We start from the raw sequence: 19,265 nt of genomic DNA on the forward strand, positions 1-19,265 counted from the left end.
TTTTCATTGCGGTGGAGTCTTTTTCGTACGCCGTGCGCTTGGCTTCACTTCAAGATGTCCAAAAGGCCGCGAACATCATCCAAAATGTAGTCGGCTTGCACTTCTTCAAATTTGCTGCGGGCCTCCTGGCCTGACAATCCGGTCAGTGTCGCCGCAAACCGGCAGCCGATGGAGCGAGCCGCGAGGAAATCGGCCAAGGAATCTCCCACGACCAGTACTTCGGCGCCGTTCGCGATCGGCAGCGGGTATTGCAGCACGTCACAGTCCGGTGTGGACAAGCCGAGCAAACCTTTTACATACGAAAAAGGATGCGGCTTGGACAAGGGCACGTAGTTCGGGAAGTTCGCTTCTGCTTCGAGCACATGAGTGGCGGTCACTACACGCTCAGGGTCAAACCAATCCAACAGGCCCATCTCGCGCAAAGGAACGTGTGTCTCGATGCTCGGACGACCTGTTCCAATGCCCAATGTGTACCCACGTTCTGTTAACGTGCGGAACAGCTCGACCATGTCTTTCGTCGGCACAATCGGGATTTCGTCAGTCAGGAAGCCTTTTTTGCCTGGCTGCATCGTTTCCCGTCCGATAGAGGCAGCCACTCGCTCATCGCCCAAGTACCATTCCTGAAACGTCTCCTGCACCAACTGCCACAGGGCGCAGTTCGGCGAAAACATGTCGGTTTCCACTCCGCAACGTTCGCGGGCCAGCTCGTTCAAATACAACAGCAGGTCGGCCTTTTGCGCCGAGCTTCGCGCAAAGTCAGGGAGAAAAGCAGCGTAGTCGACCTGAAAATCAGGAGCGTAGACGGTTGCCCAGTCGCGCAGCCGGGCGAGCTCTTGCCGCTCAAGCGGAGCGGTGAGCAGGCTTGCCGCTTCCGGCACGTGTGGCTTGAGCGCTTCGATCAAACGAATCAACTGGTAGGAAAACGCGAGGAAAACCATATCCCAGTTGGAATTGATGCCGCGGGATTTGATGAAATCCAGCACTTCATCATGCGCGAACACTTGCTCACGGACGCGCCGAATCAGCGCTTCCTCGGGAGCCGGAGTAAACGTATCCCCTTGCAAACCGACGTACCCCGGACTGAACAAAAGCTCCCAGACTGTCAGCGCGGAAGCATCGAAGTAGCGTTCTTCGCTGAGCATAACCCCATCCACATCAAACAAGATCGTTTTTATCATCTCTCTCTACACTCCTATTTGTTTTTCGCCTGTACGGTCATCGCGATCGTAAAGGTCGTACCCTCTCCCAGCTTGCTTTGCACGCCGATTGTCCCGCCGTGCGCTTCGACGATGTTGCGCGCGATGGCAAGACCCAGTCCGGTCCCGCCTACGCGCCCGCGTGTCCGGGCCTTGTCGGCCTTGTAGAAGCGCTCGAACACAAACGGCAAATCCTCCTGCGGAATCCCGCTGCCTGTATCGCTGATCTCGATCAGCAAAGTCTTGTCGCCGCGCGCGCGGATGGTGACGCTGCCCCCGCTCGGCGTGTGCCTGAGCGCGTTGTCGATCAGGTTGGTCAACACCTGCTCCATCCGGTCCGGGTCGATGTAGACCTCGCTGTGCGACGTCGTCACATCCAAAAGCAGTGTAATCCCGCGCTCCCGGGCCAGGTTCGTGAACTTGCGCTGGATTCGCTCCAGGTACGGACGCAGCTCCACAATCTCCTGAAACAGCTCCACATGCCCGGCTTCCATCCGCGCCAGGCTGAGCAGCTCGTTGACCAGCTTGGTCATGCGCACCGACTCGTCGTAAATGATTTGCGCAAGTTCTTTGTGCTCTTCCGGCGTCGTCGCGATATCGTCGACTATCGCCTCGCTGTAGCCTTGCAACATGGACAACGGTGTGCGCAGCTCGTGCGACACATTCGCCACGAAATCGTTGCGCATTTTGTCCAGCTTTCGCTCCTGGGTGATGTCGCGCAGGACGGCTACAGCCCCGCGAATTTGCTCGCGGTCATTGAGCGGCACCATGACAAGCGCCCAGATGCGGCCCTGTACCGGAATGTCCTCCGTGACCTCCTGCCCGGTTTGCACGACCTGCTGGTAAAAGGCGAACAGCGGAACCTGCTCGTCCTTGTGCTCGAACTCCCAATCGCGCAAAAAGCGCTCTGCGGGCGGATTCGTGACGGCAATTTTCCCGTTGACGTCGATCATGACCACCCCGTCCACCATCGAGCGCAAGACGCTTGCGAGCTGCTCCTTTTCTTTGGACAAGGCGTCGACAAGCTGATTCAGCTTGCTCGCCATCGTGTTGAACGAGGCCGCCAGCTCGCCGGTTTCGTCCGTTGTTTTGATCGGAACTTCCGCGTGAAAATCGCCTTCCGCGATCCGGTGCGCCGTCTCCTTCATTTGCCTGAGCGGAATCGTGATCCGCGACGACAGGAAAAAGGCAAACACCGTGGTAGAAACGAATGCAATCACGCCGACGACAAAAATTAAAAACCGCACTTCGTTTACGGTATCGTCAAAATCCTCAATCGCCTGGTACATCACCACAGCGCCCTGCTTGCCCGGCGCGACCTCCAACGGCACCGCCACCGCGAGCATTTGCACGCTGCTCATATGGTCGTTCGGATTGTTCGAGGCCACCTGCAAGTATATTCGCTGCGGGGCGGGATGCTTTCCGGCCAGTGCCTCGGACAGATGCAACGCCTGGTCTTTCAGCAACTGCTCGACGGGAATGTCTGGCAAGCCGTTGCCTTCGCTTTTTCCGATGACCTGGCTGTTCTCATCCAGCACCACCATCCCGGTGTGGTGGACAAGGCCAAAGGTCGAAGCCATCTCCAATGCTTCCCGCTTGTCCGCGCTCGCTGCCAGCCCCTTGGACAATCCCTCTGCCAGCTCCTGCAAATTTTTCGTCTGCCGATTGCTGTAAAAGCTGTCAAACGACTGCACGAGCAGCAGGCTGAAGATCGTCAAAACGAGCGCAAACAGCGCAATAATCGTCATCCATAGCTTTCCAACAACGCTGCGAAAAATAACGTCCACTTATTTCGGCACCTCAAGCTTGTAGCCGACTCCCCAGACGGTCGCAATCATGTTGGCCGCCTGCGGAGAAACCCGGTTCAGTTTTTCGCGCAGCCGCTTGATGTGCGTATCTACCGTGCGCAAATCTCCGAAAAACTCGTAATGCCAAACGTCTTTGAGCAGCTCCTCGCGCGTAAACACTTTGTCCGGCGACAGGGCGAGGTAGTGCAGCAGCTCGTACTCTTTCGGCGTGAGGCTCACTTCCTGGCCGCTCGCGATGACTTTGTGCGCGTCGTGGTCGATCGTCAGCTCGGGGAAAACAAGCACGGAGTGGCTGTTGAACGTCTCCGTCTTCAAGTAAGCGGTAGCGGAGGAACGGCGCAGAATCGCTTTGACCCGGTACATGACCTCGCGCGGGCTGAACGGCTTGACAACGTAATCATCGACTCCCGCCTCAAAGCCATGCACACGGTTTGTTTCTTCGCCTTTTGCCGTGAGCATGATGATCGGGGTTGCCTTGAACTCGCGAATGCGCTGGCATACTTCGATCCCGTCCATCCCGGGAAGCATCAGGTCGAGCAAAATAATATCGTAATCGCTGCCGACAGCCATCTCGACAGCCTGTTCGCCATTGTCAGCCTCGTCGATGAGGAAGTTTTCCCTTTCCAGGTACATTTTCAGCAGGCGGCGAATGCGCTCCTCATCGTCTACTACGAGAATACGTGCCATTTTTTCCATGTTTAACACCTCTTGGCCTCATGATATCGTACAACGGTTTGAAGATAGTCCAAAAAGCTGGCAAAATCACCAGCTTTTTGAAGGGGTATGCTACACGCCTGCGTAGGAGTGCAGACCGGCAATGACCAGATTGACCACGACCAGTGTAATTAAAATGATAACGAATCCGATGACGGACATCCAGGCTGATTTCGCACCGATCCAGCCGCGCGATAGGCGCAGGTGCAAATACGCACTGTAAAACAGCCAGACGATGAGCGCCCATACTTCTTTCGGGTCCCAGCCCCAGAATCGTCCCCAAGCTTCCTGCGCCCAAATCATCGCAAAAATCAAGGCGCCCAGGGTGAACACAGGATAGCCGATACTGATGGCCCGGTAGCTGATTTCATCCAGCAGGTCAGGCTCGATGCCTTCCAGCGAAGGCTGGATCACAGCGCCGAGACGCTTGCGGAAAATCAGGCGCAGCCCGCCGTACAAAACGGTCCCGGTGATGATCGACCAGAGCATCGTGTTCAGTTTGCGCGCGGCGTCCTTCCCTTCCATCCAGGTCGGCGCTTCGAACCACGGGTTCATCGGCCCGGCCTGAACGATTTTCGAATCGGCTGGGGCGACGATCGCGGGCATCGTGTACTCCACCTGTACTTTTTCCATCTGCCCGGCCGCGTTCATCTCCTCCATGTTCATTTCAAAAACGGTCTTTTGTTCCATTCTGGCAAATGTGGATTCCATCAAAATGAACCCGACGAGCATGAGAACGACAGCAAGCACGAACTCCAGCCACTTGGTGCTGCGCGTAGAAATATGTTGCGGCACCGTACGAATCAAATACATCAGCCCTGCTGCGAAACCGACTGCGAGAATCCCTTCCCCGAGCGCCGCTGTCGTCACGTGAATGTGCAGCCAGTAGCTTTGCAGCGATGGAATCAGCGGCGTCACTTCTTTGGGGAACACGTACGAATACGCCAGCATGATGACCCCGAGCGGAAGCACAAACGCCCCGATTACCGTCAGCTTGTAGATGCGATAAATAATCAGATAGGCCAGGATAATACAGTAATCCAAAAAGGCCATAAACTCAAACATGTTGCTCGTCGGGCTGTGCCCTCCGCCAATCCAGCGGGCAATCACATACCCTGTCTGCGCCAGAAAGCCAATGACCGCAAGCCAATAGGCAATCCGGCCATAGCGTTCCTCATGTTGCTTCGGATCGCGTCCCGCCCAGTTTTTCCCCGTCATCGCCACCACAAACACAATCGACGAGATCACGTACAGCAAAAACGCGATATCCAGTAACCAGTCACTCAATTGTATGAGCTGCACGTCGAGAGTACCCCCTTGGAGCTTTTACGCCTTCGTTTTTTCTTCCATGGTTACAGGGAGCTGCAACTGCTCAACCAAACCGTCCACTTCCCTGCGAAGCCCGAACCAGTTTTTGTTCGTATGCGCTGCCAGCAAAATCGTTCCATCCTGTGTCTGCACCCAGATGCGGCGATGCTGCCAGAAGAAGCCCATCGCGACACCGATCATAAAGATAAACGCCCCGAAGTAAATGAGCGGCACGGCCTTGTCGATCCGCACGTTCAAGCCGGAGATGTCGATCAGATCAGGCTTGTGGAAGGTCAGGCCGAAGCGGGCATCCGATTTTTGCGTCAAAACCGAGCCTTGCAAATAGACCAGCTTCTCGCTTTGCTGTGTAGCTTCATCCACAATCTCCAGCGCGACCATCGGATTTTTCGGCAGGTTCGTTTTCGTAGCAGGCTTGCCGTCGCTGCCCATTATGAAATCCGGGAAGTAATCCAGGACTCGCACCTTGATTCCGGCGGCGACTTCTTGCTCTACTGCCGGATTGTACAGATCGACCTTGAACGCCCCCAGCTCCTTGTCTCCGTTTTTCACGTCGACCAGCACAAAGTTGAGAGCGCCGAGCTGCATCTCCTGTACCCCTGACTGATAAATCGCAATATCTCCTTCGATCATCGGGTGGTTGACGATAATCGGGCCTTTTTGCACTTCGACCAGATCGGGTTTCTTGCCCGGTACGTCCGCGTTTTTGTTCAAGTACAGGACGGCATCGGTCTGGAAGCTTTTCGGGATTACGCCCCCGTTCAACTCCAGCTTCTCCGGCATTTCTTCCTCCGACCAGTACGTCGTCTGGTAGTTCTCGCTTTTTATGTAGTAGGGCGTCTCCGGGATCGCAACGGTTTGTCCCTCGCGCACCCAGACGAACTCGTCCAAGTAGAAGCCAGGGATATTGCGCATGAGCACACCGATCAGAAACAGGATCAAACCGATGTGGTTGATGTATGGGCCCCAGCGGCTGAAGCGGCCTTTTTCGGCCATGATCGCCCGCTCTGCCCGGAAAATCCGGTAGCCTTTTTTCTTCAGGACGGCGGCCGAGCGCTCCAGAAGCTCCGCCTGATCTGCGTCCGGCGCAAGCTCTCCTTCGCCAAACAGCTTCTGCCCCTTCAAAAACGACTTGTGCTGATTGAGCCGCGGCTTGCTGAGCGCCTTGTAGAGCGGAACGACCCGGTCGAGACTACAGATGACCAGCGAAGTTCCCAAAAGCACGAGCAGCGTCACGAACCACCAGGAGGAGTACAGATTGTGAAAGCCCAGCCCGTAGTAAACGGTTCCGAGCGTCCCGTACGTATCGGTATAGAAGCGCGCCACATCGGCTTCTGTCGGCACCGGAACAGGTATGTATTGCTGCTGCGGAAACACCGTTCCGACGGCAGAGGCAACCAGAATAACGATAATGATACCGATTGCAATTTTGACCGAGGAAAAAGTATTCCAGATTCGGTCGATCCACTTTTTCGTGTACGTCTGGGAACGCCGTGCCATCCCTTCGTAGCGCATGTCGGGAAACTGTATCTGCTCGAACACTTCCACATTCAACGGCTTCCCGCACGATTCACAGAGCAGCGTTCCGACGGGATTCGTATGTCCACATTCACATTTTCGCTGATCCATATTGCTCCTCGCTTACGGCAAGATTTTGGACAGTTTGTCCGCAATCATCGCTTCATTTAGTTGTCCGATAAAAATTTCCTTCACTTCTCCATCAGGCGCGATGAAAAAGGTCGTCGGAATCGGACCGATCCGGTACAGCTTCGTAATTTGCGACTGGCGGTCCAGCAAAATCGGAAACTCGACGCCGAACTGCTTCACAAATGGCTCTACGGCAACCGGCGACTCGCCGATGTTCACGCCGAGTACAACCAGTCCTTTGTCCTTGAACTTGCTGTATTGTTCCTGCAAGGCGGGCATTTCCTTTTTACAGGGCTCACACCACGTCCCCCAAAAGTTGAGCACGACGCCCTTCCCTTTCAAATCGTCAAGGGCCAATTCTGGTCCATTGAGCTGCTCCAGGCTGAAATTCGGAGCGTCTCTCCCTACTTTTACCGCATTCGGGTCCTTCACGAAGCTGGAGTAGAGTGCAAAAACCAGGGCGACAAGCAGCAGACCCAATACCGCGATCCTGACATATGTACGATTGCTTTTGTTCATGTTGCCCATACTCCCATCTACTACAAATAAATTGCAGGCATTATCCATTCTATTATAGCGTTCCTAGATTTTCCGCCAGCGCATAACTTATGAACAGATTTTGAACGAATCACAGTTTTGCCCCTCGGCCCCGCCTGTTTTGAATCAGTCCCTGCCTGAGCTTGTCTACTTCCTGCCGCGACAGCGGACGATACTGGCCTGGCCGCAAGCCTTCCAGCGTCAAAAAGCCGAGGCGAATGCGCTCCAGCGTCAAAACGGGATGGCCAATCGCGTCGCACATCCGCCGGACTTGCCGATTCCGTCCTTCGTGGATGGTCAGCTCGATAAGCGCCTTCGCATTGCCTGGCTCTGCCTTCACCAGTCTGGATGCCCCCGGCGAAGTCATGCCGTCCTCCAGGCGAATCCCGGTCGCGAGCTTTTTCAGCTTTTCCTGGCTTGGCACGCCTTTTACCCAGGCGCGGTACACCTTGTCGATTTCATAGCTCGGATGGGCAAGCTTGTTGGCGAGATCGCCGTCGTTCGTCAGGAGCAGCAAGCCTGACGTATCATAGTCGAGACGTCCTACCGGATAGACGCGCTCTTTTACTCCTGTCAGCAAGTCGGTCACTACCCGCCGTCCGCGGGGGTCGGTGACGCTCGTGATGACGCCTGTCGGCTTGTACAGCAAATAGTAGACGTGCTCTTCCAGCGCGATTTCCCGGCCTTTTACCGTAATCCGGTCAGTCGCTGGATCGACCTTCATCCCTTGCTCGCGAACGACCTGTCCATTCACCTGCACGTGTCCTTGTGCGATCAGTTCCTCACAATGCCGGCGAGAGGCGACTCCAGCATGCGCCAATACCTTTTGCAAACGTTCCATTGTTGGATCACCTCTACAACATCATACCCATTCTTACCAGTGTGGACAAGAAAAAGGGAAAAACTTCCCCGGCGTTCGAGGAAGTTTTCTCATCCGACATGTCTGTTTTCGATTCAGGAGAACACATACGAGACGATCAGCAAGGAAAAAATGACCCCTGCCAGGTCAGACCACAAACCTACTTTCAGCGCGTAGCTCGAATTGCGAATCCCGACAGCCCCGAAGTAGACGGTCAAGACATACAGCGTCGTGTCCGTGCTGCCTTGCATCGTGGCAGCCAACCGGCCGAAAAACGAATCCGGCCCGTACTGGGCGATCAGATCGGTCGCAATCGCAAGCGAGCCCGTCCCGGTCAGCGGACGCAGCAGGGCGAGCGGCACGAGTTCCTCGGGAAAATGCAGCATGTCGAGCACAGGCTTGATTCCCCGCAAGAGCAAGTCCAGCGCACCCGACTCGCGGAACATGCTGACTGCGACCATCATCGCGATCAAATGGGGCAAGATGCGAATGGTCGTGGTCAGCCCCCCTTTTGCCCCTTCGACGAATGTTTCGTAAACCGGGACCTCTCTCTTCCACCCGTATAAAAGGACAAACGCGATCGTAACGGGAATCGCCCATAGCGAGAGCAGGGACACCCATTGGTACATACGGTTTCCCCCTAACTGTGACGTCGTAAGTGACGATAGCGATACCAGCGGTCGATGAAAAGCGCCACGATCGTTGCGGCAAAGGAAGAGACAAGCGTCGTACCGACAATCTCCACCGGATTGACCGAGCCGTACTGCATCCGGATGGCAATCATCGTGGTAGGGATGATCGTGATGCTCGCGGTGTTGATCGCAAGTAGCGTGCACATCGCCGGGGAGGCGTGCTGCTTATCCGGGTTGAGCTTTTGCAGCTCTTCCATGGCTTTCAGTCCCATCGGCGTCGCCGCGTTGCCAAGTCCGAGCAGGTTGGCGCTCATGTTCGACAAAATATAGCCCATGGCAGGGTGCCCTTTTGGCACGTCGGGAAACAGCAGTTGGATGATCGGCGCCAAGACTTTGGACAACAGCGCGAGCAGCCCTGATTTTTCTGCGACTTTCATGATGCCCATCCAGAAGGCAAGCACGCTCAGCAGGCCAAAGCATACCGTGACGCCCGTTTTTGCTCCTTCAAAGGCAGCGGCGTTGACCGCTTCCATCCGCCCGGTGACGGCTGCCACCACGATGCTAATGACAATCAGTCCGAGCCATATGACATTAAGCACTCCACAGCCCCCCTGCCACGATGTCCCAGAGTTGCTTCCAAAACGCATGCGCGCCCGTCAGCGGCTGGCTGCTCGTCGGGGCGTCCGCGCGAACGAGCAGCGGAACCTGCCCGATCATCTGGTCCTTCAAATAAAGCTGCAAAAAGCCGACAAGCTGCCCATCCATCTTCGGGGTAATCGTCGATTGGCCCACTACCACGCGCTGCTTAATCCCCGCCTCCTCCGCAGTCTGGAGCGGATAGCGAAACGCGTTTTGTGTCACCAGATGGGTCCCTGCTTCCATCGTGAGCGGCATCTCCGGCTGGACGTCCTGCCCTTCCCCGACCAGTTGCTTCAGCGGGAACTGGGCAAATCCGTAGTCCAACAGCTTCGCCGAATCGTTCCAGTCATCCGAAGCGTTCAACGTAATCGTCGCCAACTGTCGCCCGTCGCGCGTGGCCGATGCTGCGAGGCAACGCTTCGCCAGCTTCGTATAGCCTGTTTTGACGCCGTCCGCTCCGTTGTACAGGTGCAGCATCTTGTTTTTGTTCAAAAGCCGTCTGTCCCACTCTTCCCCTTCCCAGGAGATATCCTTGACTTTGGTGGACACGATCTGGCGAAAGACGGGATTGCGCAACGCATAGGCGGACAGCTTCGCCATATCTTCCGGCGTGGAGTAATGCTGGTTGCTGTCATCGAGCCCGTGCGGATTGGTAAAATTCGTATGCTCCATCCCGATCAAGGCGGCTTTTTCATTCATCAGATACGTAAAGCCGGGGACAGAGCCGCCGATATGGGTGGCAATCGTGACGGCAGCGTCGTTTCCGGAGCGCAGCATCAGACCGTAGAGCAGCTCTTCCAGCGTCAGCTTCTCGGAGCGCTTCAGGTAGATGGACGAGCCTTCTACGCCTACCGCTTCCGGTGGTACGGTCACCACATCGTCCAGCTTCCCGGTCTCAATCGCGACAATCGCCGTCATCGTCTTCGTCAGGCTGGCGATCCGCATTTTTTTCGTGCCGTTTTTCGAGTAGAGAATCCGCCCGCTGGCAACGTCAATCAGGGCCGCCCCCTCGGCAGACAGGCTCGGCGGCGCTTGGGCTTCTGCGATTGATACCGGAGCCAACAGGAGCTGTATAAAAAGAAAAACGACGAGTCCGCCGGACAGAAGTTTTCGCACGTTCATAAACGTCCTCCCCATCCCAAAAGTACAACGATACACAGGTTTGTACATATATATGGGGACGAGTCGGGAGGTAGTACGAAAAACTGTCCGAACTGACTAATCGTTTGTCTTTTCTTCCTGCTTGCCAAATAGCGCGGATGCTTCCATGCGGATTTCCTCGATATCCAGATTGACGGGCGGCTCCGGCAGATCGGAAATTTCGCGCAGGCCAAAATGCTCGAGAAACTCTTTGGTCGTGGCGTACAAAATCGGGCGTCCGATCCCCTCGGCTCTGCCCGCTTCGCGAATGAGCTGTTTCGACAAAAGCGTATTAAGTGCCTTTTCGCACTTCACGCCGCGGATTTCTTCGATTTCCGAACGCGTCAAAGGCTGCTTGTAGGCAATGATGGCGAGCGTCTCCAATGCGGCCTGGGACAGCGTCGACTGTCCCGGCGAGGTTGCCAGTCGTTCGAAATACGGAACATGCTCGGGCAAGGTGGTCAATTGATACGCCTTGGCCACTTCCACGATTTGCACGCCGCGCCCTGCCCGGCGAAAGTCCGCTTTCATGTCCTCGATCAAATCAATGACCTCTTCTTCCGACACCTCGACGATTTCACTGATCTCCTTGGCATCAATGCCTTCATCCCCCGAGATGAACAGCAAGCCTTCGATCACGCCTTTCAGCTTGTCATAGTCCATCGTTTTGGGCTCCTTCCGCATCACATATCATGATGTCCTGAAACAGTTGATTTTGAATACATGTAATGTGCTTTGCCTTCATCAACTCCAGCAAAGCGAGAAATGTCGTCACGATTTCCGAACGGGTCGCCCCTTTGGAAAAAAGCTGGGAAAAGCGCACCATTCCGCCGCCGACACGCACTAGCTGGCGAATTTGCGTCATCCTGTCCTTGATCGAGATTTCGTCACGGGAAACCTTTGTCATCGGCTCCTTGTCTTTTGCTTTTTGCACCAGCTTTTCCAGAGCGTTAATCAGATCGTACAAGGTCACGTTTTTGACCGTGTGATCTTCCTCGCGCACGTACGGCGCCAGACTTTCCGCAGGCCGGGTAAACACCTGGTTGCGGCCGATTTCCATCTCGCGCAACTGCTCGGCCAATAGCTTGTAGCGCTTGTACTCCAACAGCCGCGCCACCAGTTCCTCGCGCGGGTCCACTTCCTCGACATCCATATCGAGAAACGGCTGAAACACGTGCTCCTCTTTTCTTGGCAACAGCATCTTGCTCTTGATCGAGAGAAGCGTCGCCGCCATGACGACAAACTCGCTGGCGACGTCCAATTGCAGCTCTTGCATTTGATCGATCGTCGCAAGGTATTGCTCGGTAATTTCCGCTATCGGGATGTCGTAGATGTCCACTTCCGCCTTGTCGATCAGGTGCAGCAAAAGGTCAAGGGGCCCTTCAAAGGAATCAAGTTTGATGCTGTATGCCAAAAGACGTCCCCTCGTTTCCTTTAAATGAACACGCTCACGATGCCCGCTGCAATCTGTTGCACAAAGTTCAGCATCATGCCCATAGGAACTCCGAAGATCATGGAGCTAACCCCCGGGATAAAGATCAAGAGCAGCAAAAGCCACGGGCCGTAAATTTCAAAGTTGTAAAAAGCGCCATCCCAGCGTCTCGGCGACAGGAAACGCACGATCTTGTACCCGTCGAGCGGTGGAACCGGCAGCAAGTTGAACACAAACAGACCGATATTGATGATGATACAGAATCGGAGCGTCGTCTCCAGCGCAAACGCCGCTTTGTCGCTCATGCCGTCCATCACGCCGAAAAGGCTTACGAGTATGTAAATGACGCAGAAAAGAATCGCCAGCACCAGGTTAATCAGTGGCCCCGCCGCTGACACGTACACAATGCCCAACCGCTTGTTCCCGCGAAAATGCAGCGGGTTGATCGGCACAGGCTTGGCCCAGCCGAACGGTCCAAACAGAATGAGGATCAAACCGAACGGATCGATATGCGGGATTGGATTTATCGTTAAACGGCCCTCATTTTTGGCGGTATCGTCGCCCAACTTCCAGGCGACAAAGGCGTGCGCCCATTCGTGCAAACTGAAAGCGATAACGAATGCAATCATGCGAAACGGTACCGTTTTCCAATCAAAGTGAAAAAGATCCATTGGTTCCCCCTTAACAGCCTCTAAGGCAAAGCCGTTCCCCCCAAGCCAGCATATCATGCTATGTCGAGGCAGCTTGTTTACGCAGCTTGTGAAAAGTCCATCGGCTATGCTCGGCAAAAAATCGTCTACCCTATAGGATACCAGCAGATGGATAGGCTTACAAGTGTATTCGCGGCGCAATAAAAAGCACCGGCAAGCCTGTGCCCGCCGGTGCTGCAAAACGCTGATTATTCGGCTCCGACTTTTACGGTTGCCATTTTGTCGCCTTGCTTGATCGCGTCGACATGCTCCATGCCGGAAGTCACGCGGCCAAACACAGTATGTACGCCATCGAGGTGCGGGAAGGAATCGTAGCAGATGAAGAACTGGCTGCCGCCTGTGTCTTTGCCTGCATGCGCCATGGAGAGCGCACCGCGCAGATGCTTGTGCGGGTTTCCTTTTGTTTCACATTTGATGGTGTAGCCTGGCCCGCCTGTTCCTGTTCCATACGGGCACCCGCCTTGAGCTACGAAGCCAGGAATGACACGGTGGAACGAAAGACCGTTGTAGAAGCCTTCGTTTGCCAGTTTTTCAAAGTTCGCAACGGTTCCCGGAGCTTCCTGATCGAACAGCTCCAGCTCGATTTGACTACCATTTTCCATGGTGATGTGCGCTTTTTTCATGGATGAGCCTCCAGACCTTGTAAAGTTAACGTTCCTATTTTACCACGCGCAAAGGTCCCCGTCCAATTTATACCTCCACGCCCGTCTGCTGCTCGCATTCGCGGTCGTGGACAAACACCGTGCCGGGATGCGACTTGGCCGTTTTTTTCACATCTGCCGCCCGCCGTGCCACTGCTTCCGCGCTCGTGTACAGGTCTGGGCCGAGATCCACTCCGGCCATCGACATCGACAGTTGCACCTCTTCGCCCATCCGGCACTTTTCATAAATGTCCGCGAAGTACGACGAAAACGAATCAATCAGAAAAGCAATGAGCGCATCCACCCCGTGCGCCGACGTGATGAGAATAAAATCGTCGCCGCCGATATGGCCGATAAAATCGTTTCCGCTCCCGAACCGCCGGGACGCTTCACGCAGCAAATTCGCCGTCCGGACGATAATTTGGTCCCCGACCTCAAAGCCGTAGCGGTCATTGAACCATTTGAACCGATCGAGGTCGCAATAGATGACCATCTGCGCCTCGCGCTGCTTGATTCGCAAGTTCAGCTCGCGCTCAATCTGCACATTTCCGGGAAGTCCCGTCAGCGGATTGGCGGAGCTGGCCATTTCCAGCTTGATCGACGCCATCTTGTCGAGCAGGTTTTGCACGGTCACGATGCCGAGGTATTCATTTTGCTCGCCGACGATGATGACGACGTCGTACAGATGGTAGGCGTCCCGCGCCATGGCCCGCTTGGCTACCTCGTCCAGCCTGTCGGTTTTGCCGGCTTTGAGCGGATTCGTGTTCATGATGTGCGAAACAGGCCGCTCGTAGTAGAGCGCAATCCCGTACTGGCCGCCGAGAATTTGATAGAGGGAAAAGCGCATGACCAGCCCGATCGGCCGCCCCTCCTCCAGCACGACGACGCTTTCGATTCGCTGGTTTTGCTCAAAAATTTCGTGCACCCGGCGGACGCGGACGTGCTTTTCCACACAGATCGTCTTCGCCAAAATCTCCGTCATGTCCGGCGTTACAATCAGCGCCTCGCGCTCGCCGTTCCTTCGTTTTTCCTGCATGTAGCGCAAAAAGTTCATCGCCTGGCCAGACACTTGCGCCATCCCCTTGTCCGGCTTGCCCAAGAAATAGCCTTGGCCGTAGACGACGCCTACGTCCATCAGCGTTTCCAGCTCGCGCTCTGTTTCGATGCCTTCCGCAATAATTTTGCAGTTGACCTTCTCGGCAAACGACACGAACGTCTCCAGAAGCGCCTGCTTGATCGGGTCGACATCAATGTTGCGGATGAGCGACATGTCCAGCTTGATGAAGTCGGGGTAAATCTCCGCAATGGATTCCAGGCTGGAATACCCCGCTCCGGCGTCGTCTACCGCGATCAAATAGCCTTTTTTGCGATATTCCTCGATAATTTTGCGAAAAACGGCATAGTTGGTGATCGCGTGGCGCTCGGTAATTTCGAAGACGATGTTGTGCGGGTTGAGTCCGTAGTTGGCAAGCAGGCTCTGGACTTTGCCGCGCAGCAAAAACGGATCGTCAATCGCCCGCGGGTCCAGGTTGATAAACAGCTTTTCGTTCGGATTCAGGTAGCGCAGTTGCTCCAGCGCCCGTTTGCGGCAAATGTGCTCCAGGCGAAAAACCGTATCCGTCTCTTCCGCATAGCTGAACAACGTCGCAGGCGTGGCAAACGGGCTGTTTTGCGGGCCGCGAGCCAGCGCCTCCCAGCCCAGGGCGTGACCGTCGGGCAGATGAACGATCGGCATGAAATGCATGTGTACATTTTCTTCGGCAAGCAGCTTGTGAAACTGCGTCATGTGCGTATATTTTTCCGAGGTGATCCCGTACTTCGCCATGTGGACGGCGTGTTTGACAGAGGTGTACATCTCGCGCACGATATCGTGACCTGCAATCGGGGCGTACCCGATATGGACGCGCAAGTCCTCCCGATTGACGAAGCTGACCTGGCGATTGAGCTGCCGCTCCGCCACTTCCTGAAAATGAATGGAGAGCATGCGGCAATCTTCGTCGCTCACTTGCCCGCCAAACGAAACGTAAATGGCGAAATCGTCGCCCCACAGCTTTTGAATCGCCAAAATCCTCCCCTTGATTTCAAACGCCTGGCGGGCCACCGCCGGCAGTATGCCTTCAAAAATGTGCAGCACCCGCTTGGCGCTCGTATCGCCATAGCGCTGCTGCACTTCGGTCATTTTTACGATGTCTACGTAAAACAAGACGACATTGCGGCCTTTGTTAATTTCCTGCCGAATGACGGTCTTCATCCATTGACGCTTATCTAAGGAAAAATAAGGAAAGCGCCAAAATCGTCTGATGAGAGTCGACAGCATGCTGGATCCTCCTCGCCACCTCCATTATGGCAGGGAAGGTTTAATTTTTCGTGAATGCGGAGTGAAGGTAATATAAAAACCCTTCCGCAGCATGGTCGGAAGGGTTTGGTCTATTGATTCGCTTAGCGTTGCAACTGCGCCCGTTTTGGCAAAAGGTCGTGGCCGACTACATCCGCGTACGTCTCGCGTTTGACGACCAGCTCGGCCTCTCCGTCCTTCACGAACACAACAGCCGGACGAGCGATGCGGTTGTAGTTGTTGGACATGGAATAGCCGTAAGCCCCTGTGCTGGTCACAGCCAAAATATCGCCCGCAACCGCTGGCGGCAGCTTCACGTCCCAAATCAGCATGTCGCCAGACTCGCAGCATTTGCCTGCAATCGAAACGACTTCGCTGGCAGGCTGGTTCATCTTGTTGGCAATCGCCGCTTCATACTGCGCATTGTACAGGGCAGGACGCAAGTTGTCCGTCATGCCTCCGTCCACCGCGACGTATTTGCGGACGTTCGGAATTTCTTTTTGGGAGCCGATTCGGTACAAAGTAGTGCCCGCGTCGCCCACGATGCTGCGGCCTGGCTCGATCCACAGCTCAGGGAGCGGAATTGCGCGCGCAGTCAGCTCTTCGCGAACGACATCGGTAATCGCCTTGATGTACGTTTCGGCTGGCTGCGGCGTGTCGCCCTCCACATAGCGGATTCCGAAGCCTCCGCCCACGTTCAATACTTCTGGCAGGAAGCCGTACTGTTCTTTTGCTTCGCCCAAAAGCTCTGTCAACCGCCTTACCGCGACGAGGAAGCCGTCTGTTTCAAAAATTTGCGAGCCGATATGGCTATGAACGCCCAATAAGTGCAGATGATTGCTCTCGTGTGCATAGCGGATCGCTTCCAGCGCCTGACCGTTTTGCACGTCAAAGCCAAACTTGGAGTCGATTTGCCCCGTGGAAATGTATTCGTGCGTATGAGCTTCCACACCTGGCGTCACGCGCAGGAGAACCGCAATCTTTTCGCCGCGCTCCTCGGCCAGATCGGCAAGCACGTGAAGCTCATAAAAATTGTCTACCACAAAACAGCCGATTTTCGCATCCAGCGCCATCTTGATTTCGTCTATCGACTTGTTGTTGCCGTGGAAGTGAATGCGCTCTGCCGGAAAACCTGCCTGCAGCGCTGTGTACAGCTCACCCCCCGATACGACATCGAGAGAAAGCCCTTCTTCCTCTACCAGTTTGCACATCGCCATCGTGCAAAACGCTTTGCTGGCGTACGCGACCTGAAACGAGAAGCCCGTTTGCCTGAACGCCTCTACAAAGCTGCGGCACTTTGTGCGAATGTGTGCCTCGTCATATACGTACAGCGGCGTGCCGTACGTAGCTGCCAGGCTGGTCGTATCACAGCCCCCGATTTCCAGATGTCCCTGCTCGTTCACTCGACTTGTCCCGTGTAAAAACATAATTGGCTCCTCCCAGTCTAAACCCGCCGATTCTAACAGCCCAGATCCTATAGAGAAAGGCAACTGACCCCAATGCGTCAGTTGCCATACATAACAAGCATCGTAAGGCTTCCCCATCAATTTACTACAAGCCTGTGCTTTTGACAATGGGTGATGACATCCGTTTTCTGAATATTATTGACGAGAGGAATTTTGGGAGCGAACGATACTCGGACGCCGGTTTTTGCTTGGAACCGCCAGGCGGACGACGACATCCTTCATCGCCTTGTAGTTAAAAGGAATGAGCGGCCACAAATAAGGCGTGTTGAGCGAGCGCGTCGCAGCCAGGCCGACCAGGACAGCGAGGAAGCCGATCATCAGGCCCGGCGTCGAGAAGAAGCCGACCATCAAGATCAGGAAAATGCGCACCAGCCGATTCGCTAGGCTCAGCTCGTAGCTTGGCGTCGCAAACATGCCGATTGCCGCCACGGCGAGGTACAAAATGACCTCCGGCGCAAACAGCCCGACTTTGATCGCGACATCCCCCACGAGAATCGCCGCCAAAAGCCCCATCGCGACCGAAAGCGGTGTGGGGGTATGAATCGCGGCCATTCTCATCAAATCTAGCCCCAGCTCCGCCATAATAAATTGCGCCAGCAGTGGAATGTTGCCTTTATCCTTAATGCCGATGAAATGAAGCGGCTCCGGAATCATCGACGGATGCATTACCAGAAGCAGCCAGATCGGCAAAACGAACACCGAAACCAAAATTCCGAAGAAACGCACCCAGCGCAAGTACGCTCCCACGACAGGAGTCTGGCGGTATTCCTCTGCGTGCTGGACGTGATGAAAATAAGTCGCAGGAGTAATCATGACGCTCGGCGATGTGTCTACGTAAATCAGCACATGTCCTTCCAAAAGGTGTACCGCCGCCACGTCGGGTCGCTCGGTATAGCGGACCAGCGGAAACGGATTCAGCGTCTTCCCGATGATGAACTCCTCAATCGTCTTCTCCGCCATCGGAATCCCGTCGATCTGGATATTTTGCAGCCGTTCTTTCAATTCGTCCACCAGATCCGGGTTCGCTACATCTTGCAGGTACGCGACGGCGACATCCGTTTTGGTGCGCTCGCCAATCTGCATGATCTCGAATCGCAACCGCTCGTCGCGTATCCGCCTGCGCGTCAGCACCGTATTCGTCACGATCGCCTCGGTGAAGCCATCGTGCGCCCCGCGAACAATCCGCTCCGTGTCCGGCTCCTGCGGCGTACGCGTGGGCAACACTTTCGCATCCATAATGATCGCATGGGGAGAGTGGTCGATAATCAGCCCGACCTGCCCGACCAGCAGCTTGTCCATAAACTCGTCTGTTGTATCGACTTTGACGAGCTGAAAAAACGGAATGAACTTGTAAAACAGCGTATCAAACAAATTGTCCGCGACGTCCCTGCCGCGCAAGTCGTTGATCTCCCGCATGATTTGCGTGACGAGCTGACTCTCCACAAACCCGTTTATGTAGTACATAAGCAGCTTCGTGTTGCCCACAAAAAACTCGTGGACGCCGATGTCAAAGCTTTTTCCTACCCCGAGCCTGTCGTTTAGATACTCCTTGTTTTCCTCAATTCGGTCCGAGATGGGGCGTCTTTTCTCCGTCACTGTCGCCATAGGCACCGCTCCTTTCCATGATCCATTGCACCGCCCTTTTGGTGATCGGGCAGCCGTTTTGCAAGCTGTCGCGCCCGTCCATTTTCCCGATGTCTCCGATGCCGATGACATTGGGCAGCTTCAAGGTGTTCAAAATATCGACGGTGTCGCCGTAAATATGATGCTGCAGCTCTTGATCCGCATATCCGTCCTTGTCGACCGCCCCCTCTACGATCTGCCCCTGGTTGTCGACGGAATAGGCAACCGTCACACCGTGTACCCAGTTCGTATGAGAGGCGACTGCGAGCGCGCCAATCACTTCGATGTCCGGGTGGCTGGCGACGTATTCAATCGCCCGCTCCCCGCGCCCTTTGCCAAAATCGCCGTTGTCATCGAACATGACGATGACCGGATCGTGGGGCGCCATCTTGATGAGCTCCACCACCTGCTTGCCGGAAACAGGAGTCGGATTTCCCGCAGACAGCGAAATGCACCTGCCTCCCAGCTCTTTCGCGACGCTCTCCACTGCTTTTTGCGCGATATGGTCGCCGTCTGTCACCAGGATGACCTTGCGCCGCTGATCCTCCCTCATTTGCTCA

18 protein-coding genes are annotated in these 19,265 nt (G+C 55.2%); all 18 read right to left on the reverse strand.

Annotation, left to right across the window (positions count from 1 at the left end):
* Positions 1 to 44 precede the first annotated feature (44 nt).
* The 18 genes from BA6348_RS17015 to spoVAEA all read right to left on the reverse strand — a co-directional run bounded on the left by BA6348_RS17015 (position 45) and on the right by spoVAEA (position 19,258).
* The gene (locus BA6348_RS17015; RefSeq protein ID WP_122953143.1) at positions 45 to 1,178 is read right to left on the reverse strand and encodes an HAD family hydrolase; all 1,134 of its coding nucleotides are present in this window, start codon (positions 1,176 to 1,178) and stop codon (positions 45 to 47) included.
* Positions 1,179 to 1,192: 14 nt separating this feature from the next.
* Complete coding sequence (locus BA6348_RS17020) at positions 1,193 to 2,983, reverse strand: ATP-binding protein (RefSeq protein ID WP_005835982.1); 1,791 nt, start codon at positions 2,981 to 2,983, stop codon at positions 1,193 to 1,195.
* The gene (locus BA6348_RS17025) at positions 2,984 to 3,700 is read right to left on the reverse strand and encodes a response regulator transcription factor (RefSeq protein WP_005835983.1); all 717 of its coding nucleotides are present in this window, start codon (positions 3,698 to 3,700) and stop codon (positions 2,984 to 2,986) included.
* A gap of 90 nt (positions 3,701 to 3,790) precedes the next feature.
* On the reverse strand, positions 3,791 to 5,020 hold the full coding sequence (gene ccsA, locus BA6348_RS17030; protein WP_026557081.1) for a cytochrome c biogenesis protein CcsA: 1,230 nt from the start codon (positions 5,018 to 5,020) through the stop codon (positions 3,791 to 3,793).
* Positions 5,021 to 5,044: 24 nt separating this feature from the next.
* The gene (resB, locus tag BA6348_RS17035) at positions 5,045 to 6,673 is read right to left on the reverse strand and encodes a cytochrome c biogenesis protein ResB (RefSeq protein ID WP_122953142.1); all 1,629 of its coding nucleotides are present in this window, start codon (positions 6,671 to 6,673) and stop codon (positions 5,045 to 5,047) included.
* 12 nt (positions 6,674 to 6,685) lie between these two features.
* On the reverse strand, positions 6,686 to 7,210 hold the full coding sequence (gene resA / locus BA6348_RS17040) for a thiol-disulfide oxidoreductase ResA (RefSeq protein WP_005835990.1): 525 nt from the start codon (positions 7,208 to 7,210) through the stop codon (positions 6,686 to 6,688).
* 109 nt (positions 7,211 to 7,319) lie between these two features.
* Positions 7,320 to 8,069 carry a pseudouridine synthase gene (locus BA6348_RS17045; RefSeq protein WP_005835992.1) on the reverse strand — a complete coding sequence of 250 codons (750 nt, stop codon included), beginning with the start codon at positions 8,067 to 8,069 and terminating at the stop codon, positions 7,320 to 7,322.
* 113 nt (positions 8,070 to 8,182) lie between these two features.
* On the reverse strand, positions 8,183 to 8,716 hold the full coding sequence (locus BA6348_RS17050; protein ID WP_005835993.1) for a spore maturation protein: 534 nt from the start codon (positions 8,714 to 8,716) through the stop codon (positions 8,183 to 8,185).
* Positions 8,717 to 8,727: 11 nt separating this feature from the next.
* Entirely contained in the window at positions 8,728 to 9,318 is a 591-nt protein-coding gene (locus tag BA6348_RS17055; protein ID WP_005835995.1) for a nucleoside recognition domain-containing protein, read from the reverse strand.
* Entirely contained in the window at positions 9,311 to 10,480 is a 1,170-nt protein-coding gene (locus tag BA6348_RS17060) for a D-alanyl-D-alanine carboxypeptidase family protein (protein WP_005835997.1), read from the reverse strand. The genes BA6348_RS17055 and BA6348_RS17060 overlap by 8 nt, the downstream gene beginning before the upstream one ends.
* Before the next feature lie 96 nt (positions 10,481 to 10,576).
* A complete protein-coding gene (gene scpB / locus BA6348_RS17065; RefSeq protein WP_122953141.1) occupies positions 10,577 to 11,161 on the reverse strand; it encodes an SMC-Scp complex subunit ScpB in 585 nt (194 codons plus the stop codon).
* Complete coding sequence (locus BA6348_RS17070; protein ID WP_005836001.1) at positions 11,151 to 11,912, reverse strand: segregation and condensation protein A; 762 nt, start codon at positions 11,910 to 11,912, stop codon at positions 11,151 to 11,153. Before BA6348_RS17070 ends, scpB begins: the two co-directional genes overlap by 11 nt.
* Before the next feature lie 20 nt (positions 11,913 to 11,932).
* A complete protein-coding gene (locus BA6348_RS17075; RefSeq protein WP_005836004.1) occupies positions 11,933 to 12,601 on the reverse strand; it encodes a site-2 protease family protein in 669 nt (222 codons plus the stop codon).
* A 227-nt stretch (positions 12,602 to 12,828) separates the two neighbouring features.
* Positions 12,829 to 13,263: a peptidylprolyl isomerase gene (locus BA6348_RS17080; protein WP_005836006.1), complete on the reverse strand. Its 435-nt coding sequence runs from the start codon at positions 13,261 to 13,263 to the stop codon at positions 12,829 to 12,831.
* 67 nt (positions 13,264 to 13,330) lie between these two features.
* Complete coding sequence (locus tag BA6348_RS17085; protein WP_122953140.1) at positions 13,331 to 15,598, reverse strand: GGDEF domain-containing protein; 2,268 nt, start codon at positions 15,596 to 15,598, stop codon at positions 13,331 to 13,333.
* 122 nt (positions 15,599 to 15,720) lie between these two features.
* Positions 15,721 to 17,043, reverse strand: coding sequence for a diaminopimelate decarboxylase (gene lysA, locus BA6348_RS17090; protein WP_122953139.1), 1,323 nt, complete (start codon positions 17,041 to 17,043; stop codon positions 15,721 to 15,723).
* Between the two features lie 174 nt (positions 17,044 to 17,217).
* On the reverse strand, positions 17,218 to 18,687 hold the full coding sequence (locus BA6348_RS17095; RefSeq protein WP_005836013.1) for a spore germination protein: 1,470 nt from the start codon (positions 18,685 to 18,687) through the stop codon (positions 17,218 to 17,220).
* Positions 18,641 to 19,258 carry a stage V sporulation protein SpoVABEA gene (gene spoVAEA / locus BA6348_RS17100; RefSeq protein WP_005836014.1) on the reverse strand — a complete coding sequence of 206 codons (618 nt, stop codon included), beginning with the start codon at positions 19,256 to 19,258 and terminating at the stop codon, positions 18,641 to 18,643. Before spoVAEA ends, BA6348_RS17095 begins: the two co-directional genes overlap by 47 nt.
* Between the last annotated feature and the right edge of the window lie 7 nt (positions 19,259 to 19,265).

It is taken from the genome of Brevibacillus agri, assembly GCF_004117055.1.
Classification (GTDB): domain Bacteria; phylum Bacillota; class Bacilli; order Brevibacillales; family Brevibacillaceae; genus Brevibacillus; species Brevibacillus agri.

Bases quoted from the DNA above. Each gene is read 5' to 3' on its own strand.
- BA6348_RS17015 (WP_122953143.1), bottom strand. From the start codon at position 1,178: ATGATAAAAACGATCTTGTTTGATGTGGATGGGGTTATGCTCAGCGAA.
- BA6348_RS17025 (WP_005835983.1), bottom strand. From the start codon at position 3,700: ATGGAAAAAATGGCACGTATTCTCGTAGTAGACGATGAGGAGCGCATT.
- resB (WP_122953142.1), bottom strand. From the start codon at position 6,673: ATGGATCAGCGAAAATGTGAATGTGGACATACGAATCCCGTCGGAACG.
- resA (WP_005835990.1), bottom strand. From the start codon at position 7,210: ATGAACAAAAGCAATCGTACATATGTCAGGATCGCGGTATTGGGTCTG.
- BA6348_RS17045 (WP_005835992.1), bottom strand. From the start codon at position 8,069: ATGGAACGTTTGCAAAAGGTATTGGCGCATGCTGGAGTCGCCTCTCGC.
- BA6348_RS17050 (WP_005835993.1), bottom strand. From the start codon at position 8,716: ATGTACCAATGGGTGTCCCTGCTCTCGCTATGGGCGATTCCCGTTACG.
- BA6348_RS17060 (WP_005835997.1), bottom strand. From the start codon at position 10,480: ATGAACGTGCGAAAACTTCTGTCCGGCGGACTCGTCGTTTTTCTTTTT.
- scpB (WP_122953141.1), bottom strand. From the start codon at position 11,161: ATGGACTATGACAAGCTGAAAGGCGTGATCGAAGGCTTGCTGTTCATC.
- BA6348_RS17075 (WP_005836004.1), bottom strand. From the start codon at position 12,601: ATGGATCTTTTTCACTTTGATTGGAAAACGGTACCGTTTCGCATGATT.
- BA6348_RS17080 (WP_005836006.1), bottom strand. From the start codon at position 13,263: ATGAAAAAAGCGCACATCACCATGGAAAATGGTAGTCAAATCGAGCTG.
- BA6348_RS17085 (WP_122953140.1), bottom strand. From the start codon at position 15,598: ATGCTGTCGACTCTCATCAGACGATTTTGGCGCTTTCCTTATTTTTCC.
- lysA (WP_122953139.1), bottom strand. From the start codon at position 17,043: ATGTTTTTACACGGGACAAGTCGAGTGAACGAGCAGGGACATCTGGAA.
- BA6348_RS17095 (WP_005836013.1), bottom strand. From the start codon at position 18,687: ATGGCGACAGTGACGGAGAAAAGACGCCCCATCTCGGACCGAATTGAG.
- spoVAEA (WP_005836014.1), bottom strand. From the start codon at position 19,258: ATGAGGGAGGATCAGCGGCGCAAGGTCATCCTGGTGACAGACGGCGAC.